11 protein-coding genes and 3 pseudogenes are annotated in these 18,479 nt (G+C 44.2%); 6 read left to right on the top strand and 8 right to left on the bottom strand.

Features of this window, described 5'->3' with window-relative positions; translation table 11 throughout:
• Nucleotides 1-216 precede the first annotated feature (216 nt).
• From SCACP_RS02475 to SCACP_RS02485, 3 genes are all read left to right on the top strand, one after another.
• Nucleotides 217-378, top strand: a complete 162-nt coding sequence (locus SCACP_RS02475; RefSeq protein WP_425059860.1) for a transposase zinc-binding domain-containing protein — start codon at nt 217-219, stop codon at nt 376-378.
• A 117-nt stretch (nt 379-495) separates the two neighbouring features.
• A complete protein-coding gene (locus SCACP_RS02480) occupies nt 496-597 on the top strand; it encodes a hypothetical protein (protein WP_425059861.1) in 102 nt (33 codons plus the stop codon).
• A 193-nt stretch (nt 598-790) separates the two neighbouring features.
• Nucleotides 791-1,015, top strand: a complete 225-nt coding sequence (locus SCACP_RS02485) for a transposase (RefSeq protein ID WP_425059862.1) — start codon at nt 791-793, stop codon at nt 1,013-1,015.
• A 591-nt stretch (nt 1,016-1,606) separates the two neighbouring features.
• On the opposite strand, the pseudogene SCACP_RS02490 reads toward SCACP_RS02485, so the two are convergent.
• Nucleotides 1,607-2,412: pseudogene (locus tag SCACP_RS02490) on the bottom strand (IS256 family transposase); the annotation flags it as partial.
• A gap of 84 nt (nt 2,413-2,496) precedes the next feature.
• Nucleotides 2,497-2,814, bottom strand: a pseudogene (locus SCACP_RS02495) (DUF4277 domain-containing protein); the annotation flags it as partial.
• Nucleotides 2,815-3,207: 393 nt separating this feature from the next.
• On the opposite strand from SCACP_RS02495, the pseudogene SCACP_RS02500 reads away from it, so the two are divergent.
• Nucleotides 3,208-4,489, top strand: a pseudogene (locus tag SCACP_RS02500) (IS91 family transposase).
• Nucleotides 4,490-4,878: 389 nt separating this feature from the next.
• On the opposite strand, the gene buk reads toward SCACP_RS02500, so the two are convergent.
• The 6 genes from buk to SCACP_RS02530 all read right to left on the bottom strand — a co-directional run bounded on the left by buk (nt 4,879) and on the right by SCACP_RS02530 (nt 15,532).
• The gene (gene buk, locus SCACP_RS02505; protein WP_425059863.1) at nt 4,879-5,976 is read right to left on the bottom strand and encodes a butyrate kinase; all 1,098 of its coding nucleotides are present in this window, start codon (nt 5,974-5,976) and stop codon (nt 4,879-4,881) included.
• A gap of 233 nt (nt 5,977-6,209) precedes the next feature.
• The gene (ilvC, locus tag SCACP_RS02510; protein ID WP_425059864.1) at nt 6,210-7,205 is read right to left on the bottom strand and encodes a ketol-acid reductoisomerase; all 996 of its coding nucleotides are present in this window, start codon (nt 7,203-7,205) and stop codon (nt 6,210-6,212) included.
• Nucleotides 7,206-7,535: 330 nt separating this feature from the next.
• A complete protein-coding gene (gene nifJ / locus SCACP_RS02515; RefSeq protein ID WP_425059865.1) occupies nt 7,536-11,087 on the bottom strand; it encodes a pyruvate:ferredoxin (flavodoxin) oxidoreductase in 3,552 nt (1,183 codons plus the stop codon).
• Between the two features lie 591 nt (nt 11,088-11,678).
• Nucleotides 11,679-13,361: a dihydroxy-acid dehydratase gene (gene ilvD / locus SCACP_RS02520; protein WP_425059866.1), complete on the bottom strand. Its 1,683-nt coding sequence runs from the start codon at nt 13,359-13,361 to the stop codon at nt 11,679-11,681.
• A gap of 14 nt (nt 13,362-13,375) precedes the next feature.
• Complete coding sequence (locus SCACP_RS02525) at nt 13,376-14,338, bottom strand: 3-hydroxyacyl-CoA dehydrogenase family protein (protein ID WP_425059867.1); 963 nt, start codon at nt 14,336-14,338, stop codon at nt 13,376-13,378.
• 468 nt (nt 14,339-14,806) lie between these two features.
• Nucleotides 14,807-15,532, bottom strand: a complete 726-nt coding sequence (locus SCACP_RS02530) for a FadR/GntR family transcriptional regulator (protein WP_425059868.1) — start codon at nt 15,530-15,532, stop codon at nt 14,807-14,809.
• 1,514 nt (nt 15,533-17,046) lie between these two features.
• Here SCACP_RS02530 and SCACP_RS02535 point away from each other — a divergent pair.
• Both SCACP_RS02535 and SCACP_RS02540 read left to right on the top strand, forming a co-directional pair.
• Nucleotides 17,047-17,424: a VOC family protein gene (locus SCACP_RS02535; RefSeq protein ID WP_425059869.1), complete on the top strand. Its 378-nt coding sequence runs from the start codon at nt 17,047-17,049 to the stop codon at nt 17,422-17,424.
• Nucleotides 17,425-17,552: 128 nt separating this feature from the next.
• Nucleotides 17,553-18,473 carry a 3-keto-5-aminohexanoate cleavage protein gene (locus tag SCACP_RS02540; protein ID WP_425059870.1) on the top strand — a complete coding sequence of 307 codons (921 nt, stop codon included), beginning with the start codon at nt 17,553-17,555 and terminating at the stop codon, nt 18,471-18,473.
• Nucleotides 18,474-18,479 lie beyond the last annotated feature (6 nt).

The following is an 18,479-nucleotide window of genomic DNA, read 5'->3' on the forward strand; positions in this document are numbered from 1 at the left end:
TTGAGCAGTGCGGTATTGTAAAGTTATGGATAATAATATTCTGCGTCGAATCTTCTTTGACCAATATAAGAGTTGGGAGCGGTTCAACGCTAAATATGGATCTCGCATCCGTAAGGTGGCCGAAAAGGAAATCGAGAAATTTCATCATTGTGTTGTGGCAATCCACGAAATGGCTTTAGACTGCTAGTGTGTGAAGGATGACATAGTATTCGTCGAGTGCCCTATCGGTGCAAAAGCCGGTTTTGCACTACTTGTTCCTGCGGTGAAACCGAGGAATGGGGACGCATCATGGCGACAGAAGTTATCCAAGTAACCCATCGGCATGTAGTATTTATGATAGATGAAGGATTACGAGAGATATTTGCACGATATCGCTGAATTTATGGACGAAGCAGTACCGATTGTTCAAGAGTATTTTAAAAAGAAATATAAAGCTACTCCAGATATAATTGCTGGACTCATACATTCAGATCGCGTTTAAACTTTAATCCTCACGTGCACATGCTGGTAACGATAGGTGGCATGAAGACGGATGGGGAGTGTAAACGGTATGACTTATACCGTTTACCATGTTACGGAAACAATGGCAGACGGTAGTATTAAAGCTCATTCAAAAAAAAGATTGACAGAAGAACAGAAGTGAAGAATACAGCCCCTATTACAATCGGCGTATAAGGCCAATGCAGAGGGGTTTTACGTATATGCACCAAAACAGAAGGGAAATGTACAGTATCAGCTACAGTACATAGGAAGATATATGCGTCGACCGGCCATTGGTTAAAACCGAATCGTGGATTATGATGGAGAAAAAGTGATATTTAGATATAAGGACAAAAGTAGCGGGGAAGAAAAATTAGAAACAGTAAGCGTTGAAGAGTTCATTGGCCGTTTGATACAGCACATACCAGATGAACAGTTTAAATTGATTCGTCATTATGGAATTTATGCAAGACGGATAAAAACGTTAAGTAAAAAACTAATCAGCAATTGGCAAAAAAGTGTTCGTAAGGGATAGTAACAACGAAACGACTCATGCGATGAAACTGGAGTCAACGGCTAAAGGAGCAAACTGGAAAGACCCCATGGTGTGTCCGAACTGCAACTGCTATTATGAATATAAGGGGAAAGTCTGCCCAAAAGACGGGGAACTTTCTGTAAAATATGCCATCGGCAGTATGGCGAGAGCTTGCCTGGAAAGGATGATACAAAGTGTCACAGGGAATGCAAAAAAAGAAGAAAAAAGGCGGGAGGCCAACGCCTCCACGCCCAAGTACAGTCAAATATATTTGTTTGGAATATGATGAAACTGATATTCCGCAAGTAAAATAATTCCAATTTTGATTTTTAGTTATAAACAGCAACTGGGAATTGGTCACATTTCCAGCGGCAACGGTTGTAGATAAATTGTTGGTTCAAAATCGCCCTGGGTGTGCAGCGAATTTTGTGTAAATTGTAAATTCCTCATAGCAAGAAATAGATGGCTTTCCTGCGAAAGCAGGGTTGTTCATTGGCCCTTAGCGACTGTTTTTCCCGGATAGGACGGAGGTATGCACGCGGCAGCGTGAATGCCGATGGCCTATCTGGGAAATCTTATTTCGCGGGGCGATCAGATCGCATAACGGCCTTCAAAAAGCAACGCTAAGTGGTTTAAAACCATGTCCCATTCCCGATAACGCTGCGTCCATTTTTTGACAATGTTATTCGACGCCAAATACACCATTTTGCGCAGTGCATCATCATTGGGAAACACGGATTTTGTTTTTGTAACCTTGCGGAATTGCCTATGCAAGCCCTCAATCATATTAGTGGTGTATATTATTTTCCTGATGGCTGGTGGATATGCAAAAAAGGTAGATAGAATATCCCAGTTATCTTCCCAGCTTTTTATGGCAGCAGGGTATTTATCGCCCCATTTTTCTTTAAATGCCATAAGATTTTCAAGAGCTGCTTCTTCAGTAACAGCGGTGTACACTTCCTTCAAATCTGCGACAAAGGCTTTTATGTGCTTATAGTTGACGTACCGCATACTAGCCCGTATTTGATGGATAATACAGCGTTGTATTCCTGCCTTTGGATATACAGCACCAATCGCCTCGCGAAAGCCGTTTAATCCGTCCACGCAGAATAAATAAACATCTTGTATTCCGCGGCTTTTCAACTCATTTAACACACCAAGCCAGAATTTGCTGCTCTCGTTTTCCCCAATCCATATGCCCAGTATTTCTTATAGCCGTCCAGGTTGACCCCCAAAACCACATAGGCAGCCTTAGTGACTATTTGATGGTTTTCACGGATTTTATAATGTATGGCATCCATAAATATAAACGGATACACTGATTCTAATGGTCTGTTTTGCCATTCGGTAAGCTGAGGCATAATTTTCTCGCTGATCTTGCTTACCAACTCCGGAGACTTACTGGTTGTATCCAAATGGACAAATGAGATTCCAAGGTTATGGGCATGCAGCATGGTAAGTGTCACTAAACTGATAATCAGTTCCACATCGACTTCAGCTAACTTATCGAGGGCATGACCATACGCGTCATCGTTGAGTTGAGTTGCATTGATGCCTTCCGCAAAAAGGTGCGACAAATCCTGCTCTGCCCAAAACTGTTCTACTTTCCAAAGCGGTTTTCGGTTACACAGAACATAGACTACCAATGTTTCAATCAGAAGGCCGGGAGAAATCTTAGCGTTTGCTTCATTCCATTGCACAGTTTGATTGACGATGGAACGTACTTTTGCCATTCGGCATAACATGGTGGCGATAGGTACACTCATCGGCCGGACCGCGCGTAGATTACCGCTTATCATACAATTTCATTCTCCCATCAAATTACTCTTGGGAGAATATATTCGACATAAATCTTAAAAATAATTTTCCATTTAATGTAATTTATATAAAACTTTGTTTACATTATTTGGCTGGCGGAATGCGAGATGAAAGATACCGTATAAGGTAGTGAGAGAGTTCGACCTTATGGACGATGGAGATCCAACTGTTCCGCCCCAATTTGCGTGTGAAAGTGTGGTGGAGCCATGTACCCAGAGTATTACAAGGCAGCCCATGGCTTTGAATATAAGATATCGGATGTGAGATAAAGTCCAAGGCCCGCGCTAGCGGGTTTTTTCAAAATGTATCAGAATTTATAAATTTAAAGAGGCTGTGGCAGGAGAAATGGCGGGGGTTTGCGGAAATACAAAGGTATGAAGAACATCCTATGGCAAATATTTTTTGATGCAAAACAGAATTGGAAACGGTTTGTTGAGAAATATGGAAAACGGATTCGACCTGTTGTTCTTAAAGAGGTAGAAAAATTTCAACATTGTGGAGATCCAAAGCAGGGATTTAAGCTGTTTGTTTGTGAAGGATGCCATGATGTGAAAATAGTCGCTTATCGATGCCGAAGTCGCTTTTGCACAAGCTGCTCATGCGGAGAAGCGGAAGAATGGAGCGGGGTACTAAGCCATGATGCTTATTAGGTACTGCATCGGCATGTTATTTTTACCGTTGATGAAGAGCTACGCCCGATTTTTGCCAAACATCGGCAACTGTTAAAAGATCTAATGGATAGGTCAGTGAAGCTGATACAAGAATTCTTTCAACGAAAAAGCAAAGTTATGCCCGGCATTATTGCGGGATTGCATACTTTCGGAGCTAAAGCGCAATTCAATCCCCACGTTCACATGATGGTGACGATGGGAGGAATGACGGCCAAAGGAGAATGGAAACAATACGATTATTTGCCGTTTGAAATGCTAAGGAAACAATGGCAGACAGTCGTATTAAAGTTGCTCAGAGAGAAATTAAGTCGGGAAGAAATCAAACGGATACAGCCGATATTACAGCAAGCGTGGAATAACCATCAGAATGGGTTTTATATCTATGCTCCGAAGCAAAAAGGGAATATCAAAGAACAATTACGATATATTGGACGCTATATGAGGCATCCGGCCATTGGAATGTCTCGCATTGTTGCCTATGATGGAGAAACAGTCAGTTTTCGGTATAAAGATAAAAAAGACGGTCAAATGAAAATAGAAACTCTTAGTGTAGAAGAATTTATTGGACGGCTAGTACAGCATATACCTGATGAATTCTTTAAACTTATTCGACATTATGGTATATACGGCCGAAGAATCCGGAGTTTATGCCGAAAGATTTTAGGAAGATGGCAAGAACAAGTGAAGCGTTGGATTATAAAAATGAACCGGATAAAACGGAGAAATTGGAGTCAGAGGCAAAAAGAGCAAAGTGGTCAAGACCCAGCAATTTGCAGACGATGCGGCAATTGCTATGAATACAAGGGAGAAGTCTGCCAGGAGAACGGGCGCTTAGTCATCCGATACACAATAGACCTTATGGCAAGAAAGTACTTGGAAAGGATGATAGGCTATCAAACGGGGAATGCAAAAAAAGAAGAAAAAAGCCAGGAAAGCCAACCCCTCCGCGTCCCACTACAGTCCTCTACATTTGTTTGGGTTGTGACAAACAAGAAGAAATCCCCTACCAAGTGGTAAGGGATTTTGATAAACAAGATGATACAAGGGATCTAAGCCTGCCGCCAATGTTTGCTTGTGAATCATGTGGTAGGGCCATGTATCCCCGCCACTATAATGGGGTTCATGGATTCGAGTACCGGATTTCTGATGTGCTTGATACCAAAAGACCGCGTTAGCGGTTTTTCTTAAGCGGCTTATAGCCGCAATGGCGATTTTCAACCGCAAAAGTAACCTACCGGCTTTTAGCCGGTAGTCGTTGAGTGTATTATTCTCTGCTATTAGTTGGTTATCTAATGCTTCCAGTGCAACCAGTCCTTTAGTTAAATATTAAGCATGCCTTGAAAATACCATATTTAACCAAAAGGAAAATAGCCCCTAATGTAAATCTTTTTTAGAAGTTATAGAACCATATTGTTTAGCCTTTTCCTGACCACTGATTACACGCAAGGCCCCTTCGGCAAGAGCCCGCAGTTCATCTTCTCCCGGCAGGATCTGCACCGGGGCGATAAAAGAAACATAATCTGTAAGTTTTTCTGTCAAATATTTAGAGTAGGCAAGCCCGCCTGTCAACAGAATGTAATCGACCTTTCCTTGTACCGCCACTGCCGCGGCGGCTATATAACGTGCAACATTGTAAATCATGGCATCATAAACCAGTTTGGCTTGATTGTCACCAGCAGTAATGCGCCGTTCCACTTCCCTTGCATCATTCGTGCCTAAATGGGCGACAAGGCCACCGCGACCGGCCAGCATTTTGGCGATTTGATCATCACTCAGATTCCGAGTTGCGATATTATTCGCAAATTGTCCCGCGGGTAAGGTTCCTGACCGTTCCGGTGAGAAAGGACCAGCGCCGTCTACAGCATTGTTGACCTCGATAACCCGACCCCGCCTATGACAGCCCACGGATATACCGCCACCCAAATGTGCAACAATTAAATTCATGTCCTCATAGAGCATTTTTTTACTTTGTGCAAAACGCTTAGCTACAGCTTTTTGATTTAAAGCGTGAAACACACTCCGCTTTTGTAGGTCTGGATGACCGGTGATGCGTGCCAAGGGATCTAATTCATCCACAACAATTGGATCAACGATAAAGGCGGCGCAATTTGCTTCTTTCGCCAACGAATTCGCCAGTAGCGCTCCCAGATTAGAGGCGTGTGAGCCATATCGGCAGCTTTTCAGATCCTGCAACATTTCTTCATCAACTAAATAAGTCCCACTGATGATGGGGCGCAGAAATCCGCCGCGTCCAACGATGGCCGCGAGCGTTGTAGTATCAATATTATTGGATACAATAAATTCTTTTATCTTCCCCAGCCTAAATTCAAATTGATCAATAACGGAGAAATACTTACTTAATTCTTCCGCACTGTGAGAAATATTTCGACTGGCTACTTCTTCTAGTCCATTATAAAGAGACACTTTTGTCGATGTAGAACCAGGGTTGATTGCCAAAATCAAATTGGACATTGTTTTCCTCCCAAATTTGCTAAGTAGTCTCTCGGAAACCTGAACTATTGACTCTAAATGAGCAAAAAACACTCTAATTATGCTAGCGGTTCTGCTCTTTTGAGTTAGTACATTTCAGATTATGGAATGTCTGCTTGATTCTACTCAAGCTGCGCATGCATTTACAATCAACTTCAATATAGCTTTTTTCTTGATCTTAACGCGCAAAGCTAAGGGCGTTTCTCGTAAACGGGTTATTTCTTTTTTAACCAGGACATCATGTCTCGCAGTTCTTGGCCAACTTTCTCAATTGGATGTTCTGCCTCTTGGCGACGTGTGGCGAGGAAGCTAGCGCGGTTAGCTTGATTTTCCATAATCCAGTTACGAGCAAAGACGCCCGCTTGGATTTCTTTAAGAACTTTCTTCATTTCCTGGCGGGTTTCATCTGTAATGATCCGTTTTCCAACTGAATAATCACCATACTCAGCAGTATCACTGACAGAGTAACGCATGTTGGCCATGCCGCCTTCGTACATCAGATCGACAATCAGTTTCAATTCGTGGAGACATTCAAAGTATGCCACCTCTGGCTGGTAACCTGCTGCCACAAGGGTATCAAAACCTGCCTTGACCAATTCCGTGCACCCGCCGCAAAGAACAGTCTGTTCGCCGAAAAGATCAGTTTCGGTTTCTTCCTTGAAGGTGGTAAGGATCACACCCGCACGAGCACCGCCAATTCCTTTGGTGTAGGCCATGGCGATGTCCGCTGCATTGCCCGTATAGTCCTGATGGACCGCCAATAGGCAAGGAACGCCGCCACCTTCGGTAAATAAGCGGCGCACCAGATGCCCTGGACCTTTGGGAGCTACCATAAACACATCCACATTCGTTGGCGGTACCACCTGATTGAATTGGATAGTGAAGCCGTGCGCAAACGCCAGGGCAGATCCTTCTTTTAGGTTGGGCGCGATTTCTTCGGCAAACACTTTCCCTTGTCTCTCATCTGGAATTAAGATCATTGTAATATCTGCGAAAGCTACTGCCTGGGCTACCGGTAAAACCGTAAGCCCATCTTGTTTTGCTCTCTCTGTCGATTTGCTACCTTCGTAAAGGCCAACAATGACTTTAATGCCACTATCTTTCAGATTAAGGGCATGAGCGTGTCCTTGGCTGCCATAGCCAATAATCGCAACCGTCTTGTTTCTTATGAAATCCCAATTTGCGTCTTGTTCATAAAATATTTTCGCCATGTTCATCATCCTTCTCATCATATTGCTTGATAACTGAAACAATACTTGTTAATCCCCACTCACCACCAAGTAATCCGCGACGGCTGAACTATGCTGAATTATCATGTTTTGACTGATGGCCATCTAAACAGACCTTCATCTCTTCTTACGCAGGATGAAGGTCTGTTGATGAAATTACTTTTGTTAGTGGTTAATAGAAGACTTAAAGTTTAATTGATAGGGTTTATCTAAGCCGTCGATGACAGGCCAGTAAATAAGATCGACCAGCCAAACCGGCTATGCACTAATTCTTTTGTAATCAGCTGTTAGCGATTCCTTTGCGTCTACCTTTTAATAGCTAGCTAATCGCTTATACGCTGCCAGCTTGTCCCTAGCGTCCTGTTCTGTCTTGGCAAACAAGGCTTCCGCCTGTTCCGGGGACTGCTGTTTTAAGGCCGCATACCGTACTTCACCCAACAGGAATTCTTTGAAGTCCATTGTCGGTTCTTTCGAGTCCAGGACAAAGGGATTTTTACCTGCCGCTTTCAGTAGCGGATTATAGCGGTACAAAGACCAGTAGCCGCTGTCCACAGCCCGTTTAGCCTCTAACTGGCTGCAGCCCATACCCAATTTCAGACCGTGATTGATACACGGTGAATAGGCTATGATCAAGGACGGGCCGGGATAGGCCTCCGCTTCGACAATGGCTTTGAGGGTTTGGTTTCTGTCAGCTCCCATGGCGATCTGGGCGACATACACATAGCCGTAGCTCATGGCGATCTGACCCAGGTCTTTTTTCTTGGTCTTTTTTCCGCTGGCGGCAAATTTAGCGATGGCCGCAGCCGGGGTGGCTTTGGAAGACTGGCCTCCGGTATTGGAGTACACTTCTGTATCAAAAACGAGAACGTTGATATCTTCGCCCGATGCCAGCACATGATCCAGGCCGCCGAAGCCGATATCATAGGCCCAGCCGTCACCGCCAAACAGCCACTGGGATCGTTTTACCAGAAAGTCCCGATTTTGATAGATGTCGTTAAGTAGGGCATCCTCGCCTTTGACCTGTTCCAGGACAGCAATCAGTCGGTCGGCCCGTTCGCGCGTACCTTCATTTTGGTCTTGCTTGGCTAACCAGTCGCTGCAGGCAGCTTTAAATTCATCACCTAGTTCCCGCTGCATCGCTTGTTCAATTCTTATAGCCAATTGCTTTCTGATCTGCTTTACTCCCAACAGCATTCCCAGACCAAATTCGGCATTATCCTCAAACAGCGAGTTCCCCCAGGCCGGTCCATGGCCTCGATGATTTTTCGTATATGGGATGGAGGGCGTGCTGCCAGCCCAGACGGAAGAACAACCCGTGGCATTGGCCACCATCATTCGATCCCCAAACAGCTGGGTTACAAGCTTGGCATAGGCTGTCTCCAAGCAGCCAGCGCAGGCACCCGAGAATTCGAGGAGGGGCTTCTCGAACTGGCTACCTTTCACGGTAAAGACATTCATGGGATTCGCTTTAGGCGATAGGTTCATGGCATACTCCCACAGCAAATCCTGGCTCATTTGGGTTGCCAGCGGTTTCATTTCCAGCGCTTTTTCCTTGGCCGGGCACACTTCGACACAATTGCCGCATCCCGTACAATCATTGGGGGAGATGGCTAGTCGGAAATGCAAATCCTTGCTACCCAATGCGGCTTTGACGGTAAATCCTGCTGGCGCTGCGGCCAGTTCCTCAGTATTGACCAAAACAGGCCGGATCGCCGCATGGGAACAGACGTACGAGCACTGATTGCATTGGATACAATGATCTGCTAGCCATTCCGGCACATTAATGGCGATACCCCGTTTTTCGTAGGCCGCCGTACCTAGGGGAAATGTCCCATCGTCATGATCGATGAAGGCGCTTACCGGGAGTTTATCTCCTTCTTGCCGATTCATGGGTACGAGGATGTTCTTAATGAAAGAAGGAACTTCTTTCTCTACAGCACTGCTGCAGGCGCAAGCCAACTTTGCTTGGTCAGTGGTGCTGTTAACTGCAGTTTTCCAGGCCTCAGGCACATGGACTTTGACCAGGGCCTCAATTCCTTTGTCGATGGCAGCGTTGTTCATCTCAATGACCTTGCTGCCCTTGTTGCCGTAGGACTTGATAACGGAATCTTTGAGGTATTGTACGGCTTTGTCCAGGGGAATGATATTGGCTAATTTGAAGAAGGCTGACTGCATGATCATGTTGAACCGACCGCCCAGACCTAGGTTTTGGGCGATCTCCACAGCATTGATGATATAGAAGTTGATGTTTTGAGCGGCAATGAACTGCTTCATGGCGGCTGGCAATTTTTCGTCCAGCTCCGCTGTGGACCAGGTAGTATTCAGCAGGAAGGTGCCACCTGGTTTTAAACCAGCCAGCAGGTCGTACTTGTCCACATAGGACTGCTGGGAGCAAGAAATGAAATCGGCTTTGTTAATCAGGTACGGCGACTTGATCTGTTTGTCGCCAAAGCGCAGGTGGGATACAGTGATCCCGCCGGACTTTTTCGAATCGTAGGCGAAGTAGGCCTGGGCGTACATGTCGGTCTGGTCGCCTATGATCTTGACGGCACTCTTGTTGGCACCGACGGTGCCGTCAGACCCCAGCCCCCAGAACTTGCAGGCTTTGGTACTCGGGTCGGTGGTGTCGATGTCCTGACCAAAGGGCAGGGAGGTATGATTCACATCATCTATAATCCCAACGGTGAAGTGATCTTGGGGTTGCGCGGCTTTGAGGTTCTCGAACACGCTGAGGATATGGCCTGGGATGATGTCTTTGCCGCCGACGCCACAGCGACCACCGACGATTACCGGCTGCCACTCTTTACCGTAAAAGGCTGTTTTCACGTCCAGGTAGAGGGGCTCGGCTTGGGCACCCATTTCTTTGGTCCGGTCCAATACAGCAATCTTTTTTACGGTTTTCGGAATATATTTAAAGAAATGCTTCAGGGAAAAAGGACGATATAAATGAACAGTGAGGAGGCCTACTTTTTCCCCTTGTGCATTGAGGTAATCCACTGCTTCTTCGATGGTTCCACACATGGAGCCCATGGCGATAATCATGCGCTCGGCATCCGGGGCACCGTAATAATTGAACAGGTGATACTCCCGGCCAGTGAGTTTTGTGATTTCCGCCATATAGCCTTCTACGATGTCTGGAAGTTCTTGCCAGTAACGGTTAGATACTTCTCGCTGCTGAAAATGAATATCCGGATTTTGCACGGTTCCTTTGAGAACCGGATGATCTGGATTGAGAGCACGGCGGCGGAAGGCATTTACGGCATCGCGATCCAGCAGGTTCGCCAATTCGTCGTATTCCAATACTTCGATTTTCTGTATTTCATGGGAGGTTCTAAAGCCGTCGAAGAAGTTTAGGAAGGGTACTCTGCCTTTGATTGCCGACAGATGAGCCACCGCTGCCAGATCCATGACTTGTTGGACACTGGATTCGGCCAGCAGGGCGAATCCAGTCTGCCGGGTAGCCATAACATCCGAATGGTCACCGAAAATGCTAATAGCATTAGTACCCACGACCCGGGCACTAACATGAAATACGGCCGGCAGCAGTTCACCGGCAATTTTATACATATTGGGAATCATAAGCAGTAGGCCTTGGGATGCGGTATAGGTGGTAGTCAGGGCACCGGCTTGCAGCGAGCCGTGTACAGCCCCGGCGGCTCCGCCTTCGGACTGCATTTCAATGACTTCTACGGTTTGGCCGAAGATGTTCTTCTTCCCTTGCGCCGCCCATTCATCCACACTTTCCGCCATGTTAGACGAAGGGGTGATGGGAAAAATGGCTGCGACATCGGTAAAGGCATAGGAAACATAGGCGGCAGCCGTGTTTCCATCCATGGACTTCATTTTTCTATTTAAATTCTTCATAAATCATGCCTCCTTCAGAATTGAATTAGAAATTGATTTAGTGCCAAGCCGTATTCTTGAGAAATAATGCTGACTTGTTACTTCTATTTCTGCAGCGCCAGGTATTTATTTTGTCGGCTGAATTAATTAAATCTTCCCCAAATTAGGGAGAGCCATATCTATCATTATCTTAGATCTTTCCCAAGTTGAGTAATCAGCAGGATTAACCAATTTTCCCCTCGGCCGCCAGGCAATGGGCCTGTAAGTGAGTTGAGTGATAACTTTACCTGCAGAAAGACTGGGTACTTATGGGACCAGGCTAAGCCGCAAATAATTAGCTAGCAGTTAGGAAAAAGCCATCAAGACAGCACGAGACTAACAATAAGCGGCGTATTCTGTTTGCTTTATTTCGCGCTCAAGCGAAAACCAGCGTTTTGTAGCTGACTTGGCATCGACGAGGTATGCACTGGCCGATGCCAAGGTTTCTGAAAGAATAGAGTTAGGTTTGACATGGGCCCAGTTTCTAATTTTCATATGGTTTTTAGTACATATGAAACTACATCTCAGATAGTTTGAAATGGGCTTTGGTTAGCAGGCCAAAAAAGGCGGTATTTATATTTGCTTATTTTTTCCAGGAACAGTCAGTACGGCTCCTGTGCTTGCGGATGTTACCATAGTAACATAACGGCTCAAGTAACCTTCCGTAACTTTCGGTTGTGGCGGCGTCCATGCGGAACGCCGTCGTTCCAGCTCATCTTGACTGATAGCAACTTCTAACAGATTATTGGGTATATCAATCCTGATGATGTCGCCTTCATTGATTAGAGCAATTGGCCCGCCAGCAGCTGCTTCTGGTGAGATGTGGCCAATGGATGCTCCTCGGGAAACTCCAGAAAATCGTCCGTCGGTAATTAACGCTACAGAGCTGTCCAACCCCATTCCGGCAAGAGCTGATGTAGGAGACAGCATCTCTCTCATTCCCGGACCGCCCTGAGGACCTTCATAGCGTATAACTATTACGTCGCCTGGCTTAATTTTTCGTCCCATAATTGCCTGGAAAGCATCTTCTTCATTGTCAAAGACTCGAGCTGGCCCTTCATGTTTGAGCATTTCCGGAAGAACGGCTCCTTTTTTCACAACAGCTCCTTCCGGGGCAATGTTTCCCCACAGAATGGCTAAACCACCATCAACAGAATATGGATCTTCAAAACTGCGAATTACGCTGGTATCCACAACGGCTTTGCCTTTGAGATTTTCTGCTACTGTTTTCCCTGTTACGGTGAGGGGGGTTCCGTCTAGCAGGCTGTGCTCCGCTAATTTTGCCATAACCGCCGGAATGCCTCCTGCTAAGTGCAGGTCTTCCAGACAATGTTCACCAGCAGGGCTCAGTTTGCATAGGTGTGGTGTCTTTTTACTGATTTCATTGACTGACTCCAGCGTGATTTTGTGTTTGATCTCATTGGCAATCGCTGGCAAGTGCAAGATAGTGTTGGTCGAGCAACCAAGAGCCATATCGACAGTTAATGCATTTTGGAAGCTTGTCGCTGTTATGATGTCACGCGGCCGAATATCCTTTTGGATTAAGTCCATGATTTGCAGGCCTGTTTGTTTTGCTAACCGCAGTCGGGCGGCATGGACGGCCGGAATGGTACCATTGCCCGGTAAGGCAATGCCTAATGCTTCGGTCATGCAGTTCATAGAGTTGGCGGTAAACATCCCGGCACAGGAGCCACAGCCGGGACAGGCTTCATCTTCCAATTCACACAGGTCTGCTTCCGTCATTGTTCCTGCCCCGACTTTGCCAACGGCTTCAAAAATCGAGGTGAGCGTTACTTTCTTGCCACGCCATTTGCCTGCCATCATGGGACCGCCGCTGACAAAGATGGAGGGTAAATTTAAGCGCATGGCAGCCATGAGCATTCCCGGTACTATTTTGTCACAGGCTGTTATGAAAACAAGACCATCGAAACGGTGAGCTGACGCCATTATTTCAATCGAGTCGGCAATTAATTCCCGGCTGACCAACGAATACTTCATACCCTCATGGTTCATTGCTATTCCGTCACATACACCGATGGTGGGAAATTGTACTGGTGTCCCTCCGGCTTGCCACACACCAGCCTTGACGGCCTCGGCCAAGGTGTTCATGTGAACATGCCCAGGAATGATCTCATTGAACGGATTGACAATACCGACAAAAGGTTTTTTAATTTCTTCATTAATTAGGCCCAGTGCTTTGAACAATGATCGGTGCGGGGCTTTTTCCATACCCGCTTTCATCTGGTTGCTTCTCATTTTTTCACACCTCTCTATTTTGATGGTAAAATGCCTTGCTGTGTAAGCATTTTTAATAGTTGCAGGAACATGACGTCTCTGCGGCGGATGACTTCTACATCTTTTCCGTCGGCATAGTCGTAAAAACCCTTGCCGGTTTTTACACCAAAATTGTTTTCATCAACCAGTTTTTTCAAAAATTCAGGCGGTTTGGATGCTTGGCTTAAATCGGCAAATAAGTAGGAAGAGATATAGTAAAAGGTATCCAGTCCGCCCAGATCTGCCGTTTCTAGTGCGCCAAGAACAGAATAGCGTAATCCCGGCCCAAACTTGAGCGCTTTATCTACATCTTCGACTGTTGCTATGCCCTGTTCGACAATATTCAGTGCTTCACGGAAAACAGCGAATTGGAGTCTATTTCCTACAAAGCCGTGGGCGTCTTTTTTGACGAGAATGGGTATTTTGCCTAACTGTTTTGAGATTTCCATCAAGCTATTTGCTGTATCCTCACTGGTGTATTTCGCCATAATTACCTCAACTAATGGCACGATATGCGGCGGGTTCCACCAGTGCATTCCTGCAAAACGCCCCTGATACAGTACGTTTTGACCAATAGCAGTAACACTTAGTCCGGAGGTGTTGGTGGCCAAAATGGCATCAGGACTAACAATGCGACTTAGTTTTTGCCAAAACTGTTGCTTGATATCTAGCTTTTCTATAATTGCCTCAATAACAAGGGATGCGTCGCTCAGATCGTCGATTTGGGTAGTATAGGTGATTTTCTTCGCTGCGTCATCAGCTTGCTGCTGGGTTAATAACCCTTCAGCGATTAAACTGCTTTGATTTTGTTTGATTGCTGTTCGGCCTCTGTTCAGAAACTCATCTTTTAGGTCATAAATCACGACACTATATCCGGCATTCGCAAAACATTGTGCGATGCTGGCTCCCATGATGCCTGCTCCGGCAATCCCGATGCGCTGAAAATTATTAGCGTTCATTGGTATCTCTCCTCTCAGTTAAATAAGTATTAGTTCCGAATAAATTAAGTATCAATTCTCAATAAAAAACTAATTCCTCCTTTTCACGAATTATTAATTTAGTTAAAGCCTCATAGAGAAGCATAAAACTGAATTTCCTTCGATTATCAAACTTACGACATACTAAAATTCGGTATCCAATCATTCAATTTTTTATTATGCAAATAGTCAACTACTTTCAACATCATATTGTCTGACATTGAATTATCTCTATTTTACAACAAAATTATGAATTGTCAATGTCTTTTAAATAAAAATGCTATCGGGAAAGGAACAACTGTTATCCGGACGAAACTATGGTTTGGCTGTATCTTTATGTCCAGCTGCCACTTGAGAATTAAAAAACACAAAAAAAATCTCGCTCAGCACTGGTGTAAACTAGGTGCTGAGCGAGATTTTCCGAAATCCATCCAATGGATTTTAATCATATCACGTCATTTTATTGTGTTCATCAAGTTTGTGTACTTTCACTAATAAATCACTTACATAATATAAATGTTCTTTCATTGCTTCCGATGCTGCATTTACATCCCTTGTTTGAATAGCCTTAACAATATTCTCGTGTTGTACAGTTGCTAGCTCGCTGGCAGATTCAATTTGGGCAACCTTGCCTATCCACCAAGCTGTAATTCCATGTAATATTTTCATAGTCTCATACATAAAAGAGTTTCTTGAAAGTTTTGCCAAGGTGTTATGGAACTCCAAGTCGATTTTTTGATGTTCTTCTGACGTTTGTGCTTTTTTCATCATTTCCATAATATGGTTTAAATTTTCAACATCTTCAGGAGTAACCTTCATTGTTGCTAACTCGACAACATCTGTTTCAATAGCAATGCGCGCTTCTATCAATTCAGTTATGTTGTCAAAACTGATCTTAGACATGAGTGATAATTGCTTAGTAAAGAACTCTCCAAATGTTTGAGATACAAAAGTACCTTCGGGAACTCTAACTTCTATTAGCCCTAAAGCAACGAGTGCACGCATTGCTTCACGAAGAGAGCTTCTGCCGACTCCGAAAATTTCCATCAATTGTTTTTCTGTTGGTAATTTTTCTCCAGGTAAAATTGTCCCATTCATAATTAAATCAATCAGTTGTTGAGTTACATTTTGAGTAACCAGTACTTTTTTTACCTGCTGTGCTTTCTCTTCAAGCATATAAGCCACACTCCTGCATTATTTTAAATGAGTAAATCTGGGAACAAATATTTACAGTTAACAAGACATAGCTCACCTACGACGCTTTTAGTTTCAGTAAAAACTGAGACGACGGAATTCCAGCTCAAGCCTCTGTGTAGACCATTCGAATACACTGGTTTTTATGGTTTTCCATACATCAGATAACCCTTGCAAAGGACGATATCGTTAAACTGCCATTAACGCAAATAGATAGATTGAAAAGGTAAGGAGACAAGGAAAAGCCATGACAGACAACTTCTCCGGCAAGAGACTCGGTTGAACCGCAGGACTCACAAAAAATCTTGAGTGTACCACAGAACATAGATTTCGCAGAAAAAACATAATATGTCCGCGGCGTCTGGAGGACGTTCATGGTCACGAAAGCCGCAAGCGTCATGTGATTGTAAACGTTAAGAAATGCTAGTACAGTGCTAAACGATATTTATGTATCGGCAGACGCAAGACCTTCAAATCACTCTTGCCTTGTATGCTGTGCCGCATAAACCTTACAACGCTCCGGAAATCGAAGCAGTCGTAGCCTCTTCGGAAAGGGCGTCCTGGTACCTAACCTGGAAACAGGTGTAGAGGAAAGCACGCCCCGGTGTTAGCCAGGTCCTTTCTTCGAGCCATGTCCTACCCACTTTGCTTGGACGAACAAAAGGAATTGAGTAGACTGATATCAATCTCTGCAAAAAAGGAAATAACGAATACGATGGGGTGGATAGCTTATGTGTGTGCGATACAGTGTGCTTTGGGAAATGTGTATAAAAAATTGCTGCCTTAAGAAATATCATATACAAAATCTGGGGTGTTGGCAATTGTAAAAAACTGTTATGCTGTTTAGGACGATCAGGTTGCTCCCCAGCATTGCCTTATCCTTCCGCTGAAGAAGGACAACCATCTGCATATATTGTTTTGATATAATGCATCGATCTATAAATACAATATGTATGATCTATGTATAGACTTAGTTATCATTTACGGTTGAGCAGATTTTATGATAAAATAGCCATAAATTTAATTTGTACTTGTTGGTGAAACATTTACGAGAAGGTTTCTGCTATGGGGATAATTAACATACAAAAACAGATTTACGATATATTTTGCAAGTTTTGTCCGGTTTCTGCTAAGAGTTTTGCAAATTAACACTCTAAATTTGATATTCCTTTCCAGCCCATGGCGTTTACTCCATATCCGGTAATACATATAGATTCGCTATTGGCACTAAGAACCTTTTTTTTCTTGTATTTTCCAGAAAATTTTATGTATTTTCTCATAGACTGTGGAATATGAAAAAAATGAAAAAAATGAGAAAAAAAAGACATTGACAATTCAGAAATATGGTGTAATATAAAGATAAGTAGAACATCAGACAATATGATGATCAGCCGAAGTATTTGTAATTCCTGTGCGCTTGAGCTGGAAAAGCATGATTATTCCGTGATTTTTACGTTGAATTTTAATTCTGATTAGTTTTACGGAGGAGTGGAAAAATGTACAATGTGGCACATACTGGAATTGTAGTTAAAGATGCTGATAAGTCAAGTCGTTTCTATCAGCGGATTTTAGGATGTGAACTCGTGAATGTTTACCAGGACGAAAGAGTGAAGCTTATCTTTCTCAATGCAGCGGGACAAACAATCGAATTAGTGCAATTTTTACAAAGTAACTCTCAGGAACGCACGGGTGGAGGGGTGAACCATATTGCCTTTAAAGTAGGAGATATTACCGCTGCGATTGATGAACTACGCGCCGCAGGGGTAAAGCTACTATCTGATGATCCTGGGATGCTGAAGAACGGCATGCAAAATATCTTCTTTTTAGGACCGGATGACGAAAGGCTGGAATTCATGCAAGAGGCAGCACGGTGACAAGGTCTCGGCTGATTTAGTTCAGCCAGGTACCTATAACACCATACCCGATCAAGAACAGTAGTCTAAAATTAGTGAAAAAATCTACATAATGCTACCTAATCGTCAAAAGAAAGAGTGATATAAAAATGAGTAATAAAGTAATGTTAACAGCCGCAATTACTGGAGCTGTTACAACACCTTCAATGTCACCATATATACCGCAAGGTTCTGCGCAGATTATTGATGAGGCTGTAAAAGCTTATGAGGCCGGAGCATCAATGGTACATATTCATGCGCGCGAAGCGGAAACGGGAAAGCCCACTTCTGATATAGACGCGATGTATGAGATTGTATCGGGAATTAAGAAAAGATGCAATGTTGTCATTGGTATAACCACAGGTGGAGCCTTGGGCATGACGCCGGAAGAGCGACTTGCTGTTATTCCGAAGCTAAAACCGGAAATCGCTTCCTGTAACGCCGGCTCAATGAACTTCGTGTTAAGCCCGGCGGCAGAAAAAATTAAGCCGATCCATGATTGGGAAATTCCTTTTCTAAAGAACACCTATGACTACATCTTTGCTAACACCTTCAAGACAATTGAATATTGCATTAACATTATGAATGAAAATGGGACTCTGCCGGAATTCGAGGTTTTTGATGTCGGTATGATTAATAACATCGCCTATTTCGTGAAAAAAGGGATAGTAAAACAGCCGATCTATTTGCAGTTTGTTACTGGTGTCTTAGGCGGTATTCAGTGTTCGGTTGACAATCTCTCGTTTTTAGTGAAAACTGCAAAAGAACAGATTGGCGAGTTTATGTGGTCTTGTGTCGCTCCCGGAAGACAGCAATTTTCCGTGGAGGCAGCGGCATTGGCGATGGGTGGCAATGCCCGTGTTGGTCTGGAAGACAGCCTCTGGTTGAAACGGGGCCAATTAGCCAAGTCAAACGCTGAACAAGTTACTGTTATGAGGGAGATTGCTGAACGAATGGGTTTTGAAATTGCTACTCCAGATGAGGCGAGAAAGATGTTGAACCTCAAAGGCTTGGATAAAGTAGCATTTTAAAAGAAG

Source organism: Sporomusaceae bacterium ACPt, assembly GCA_041428575.1.
Classification (GTDB): Bacteria; Bacillota; Negativicutes; order Sporomusales; family Sporomusaceae; genus Sporomusa_D; species Sporomusa_D carbonis.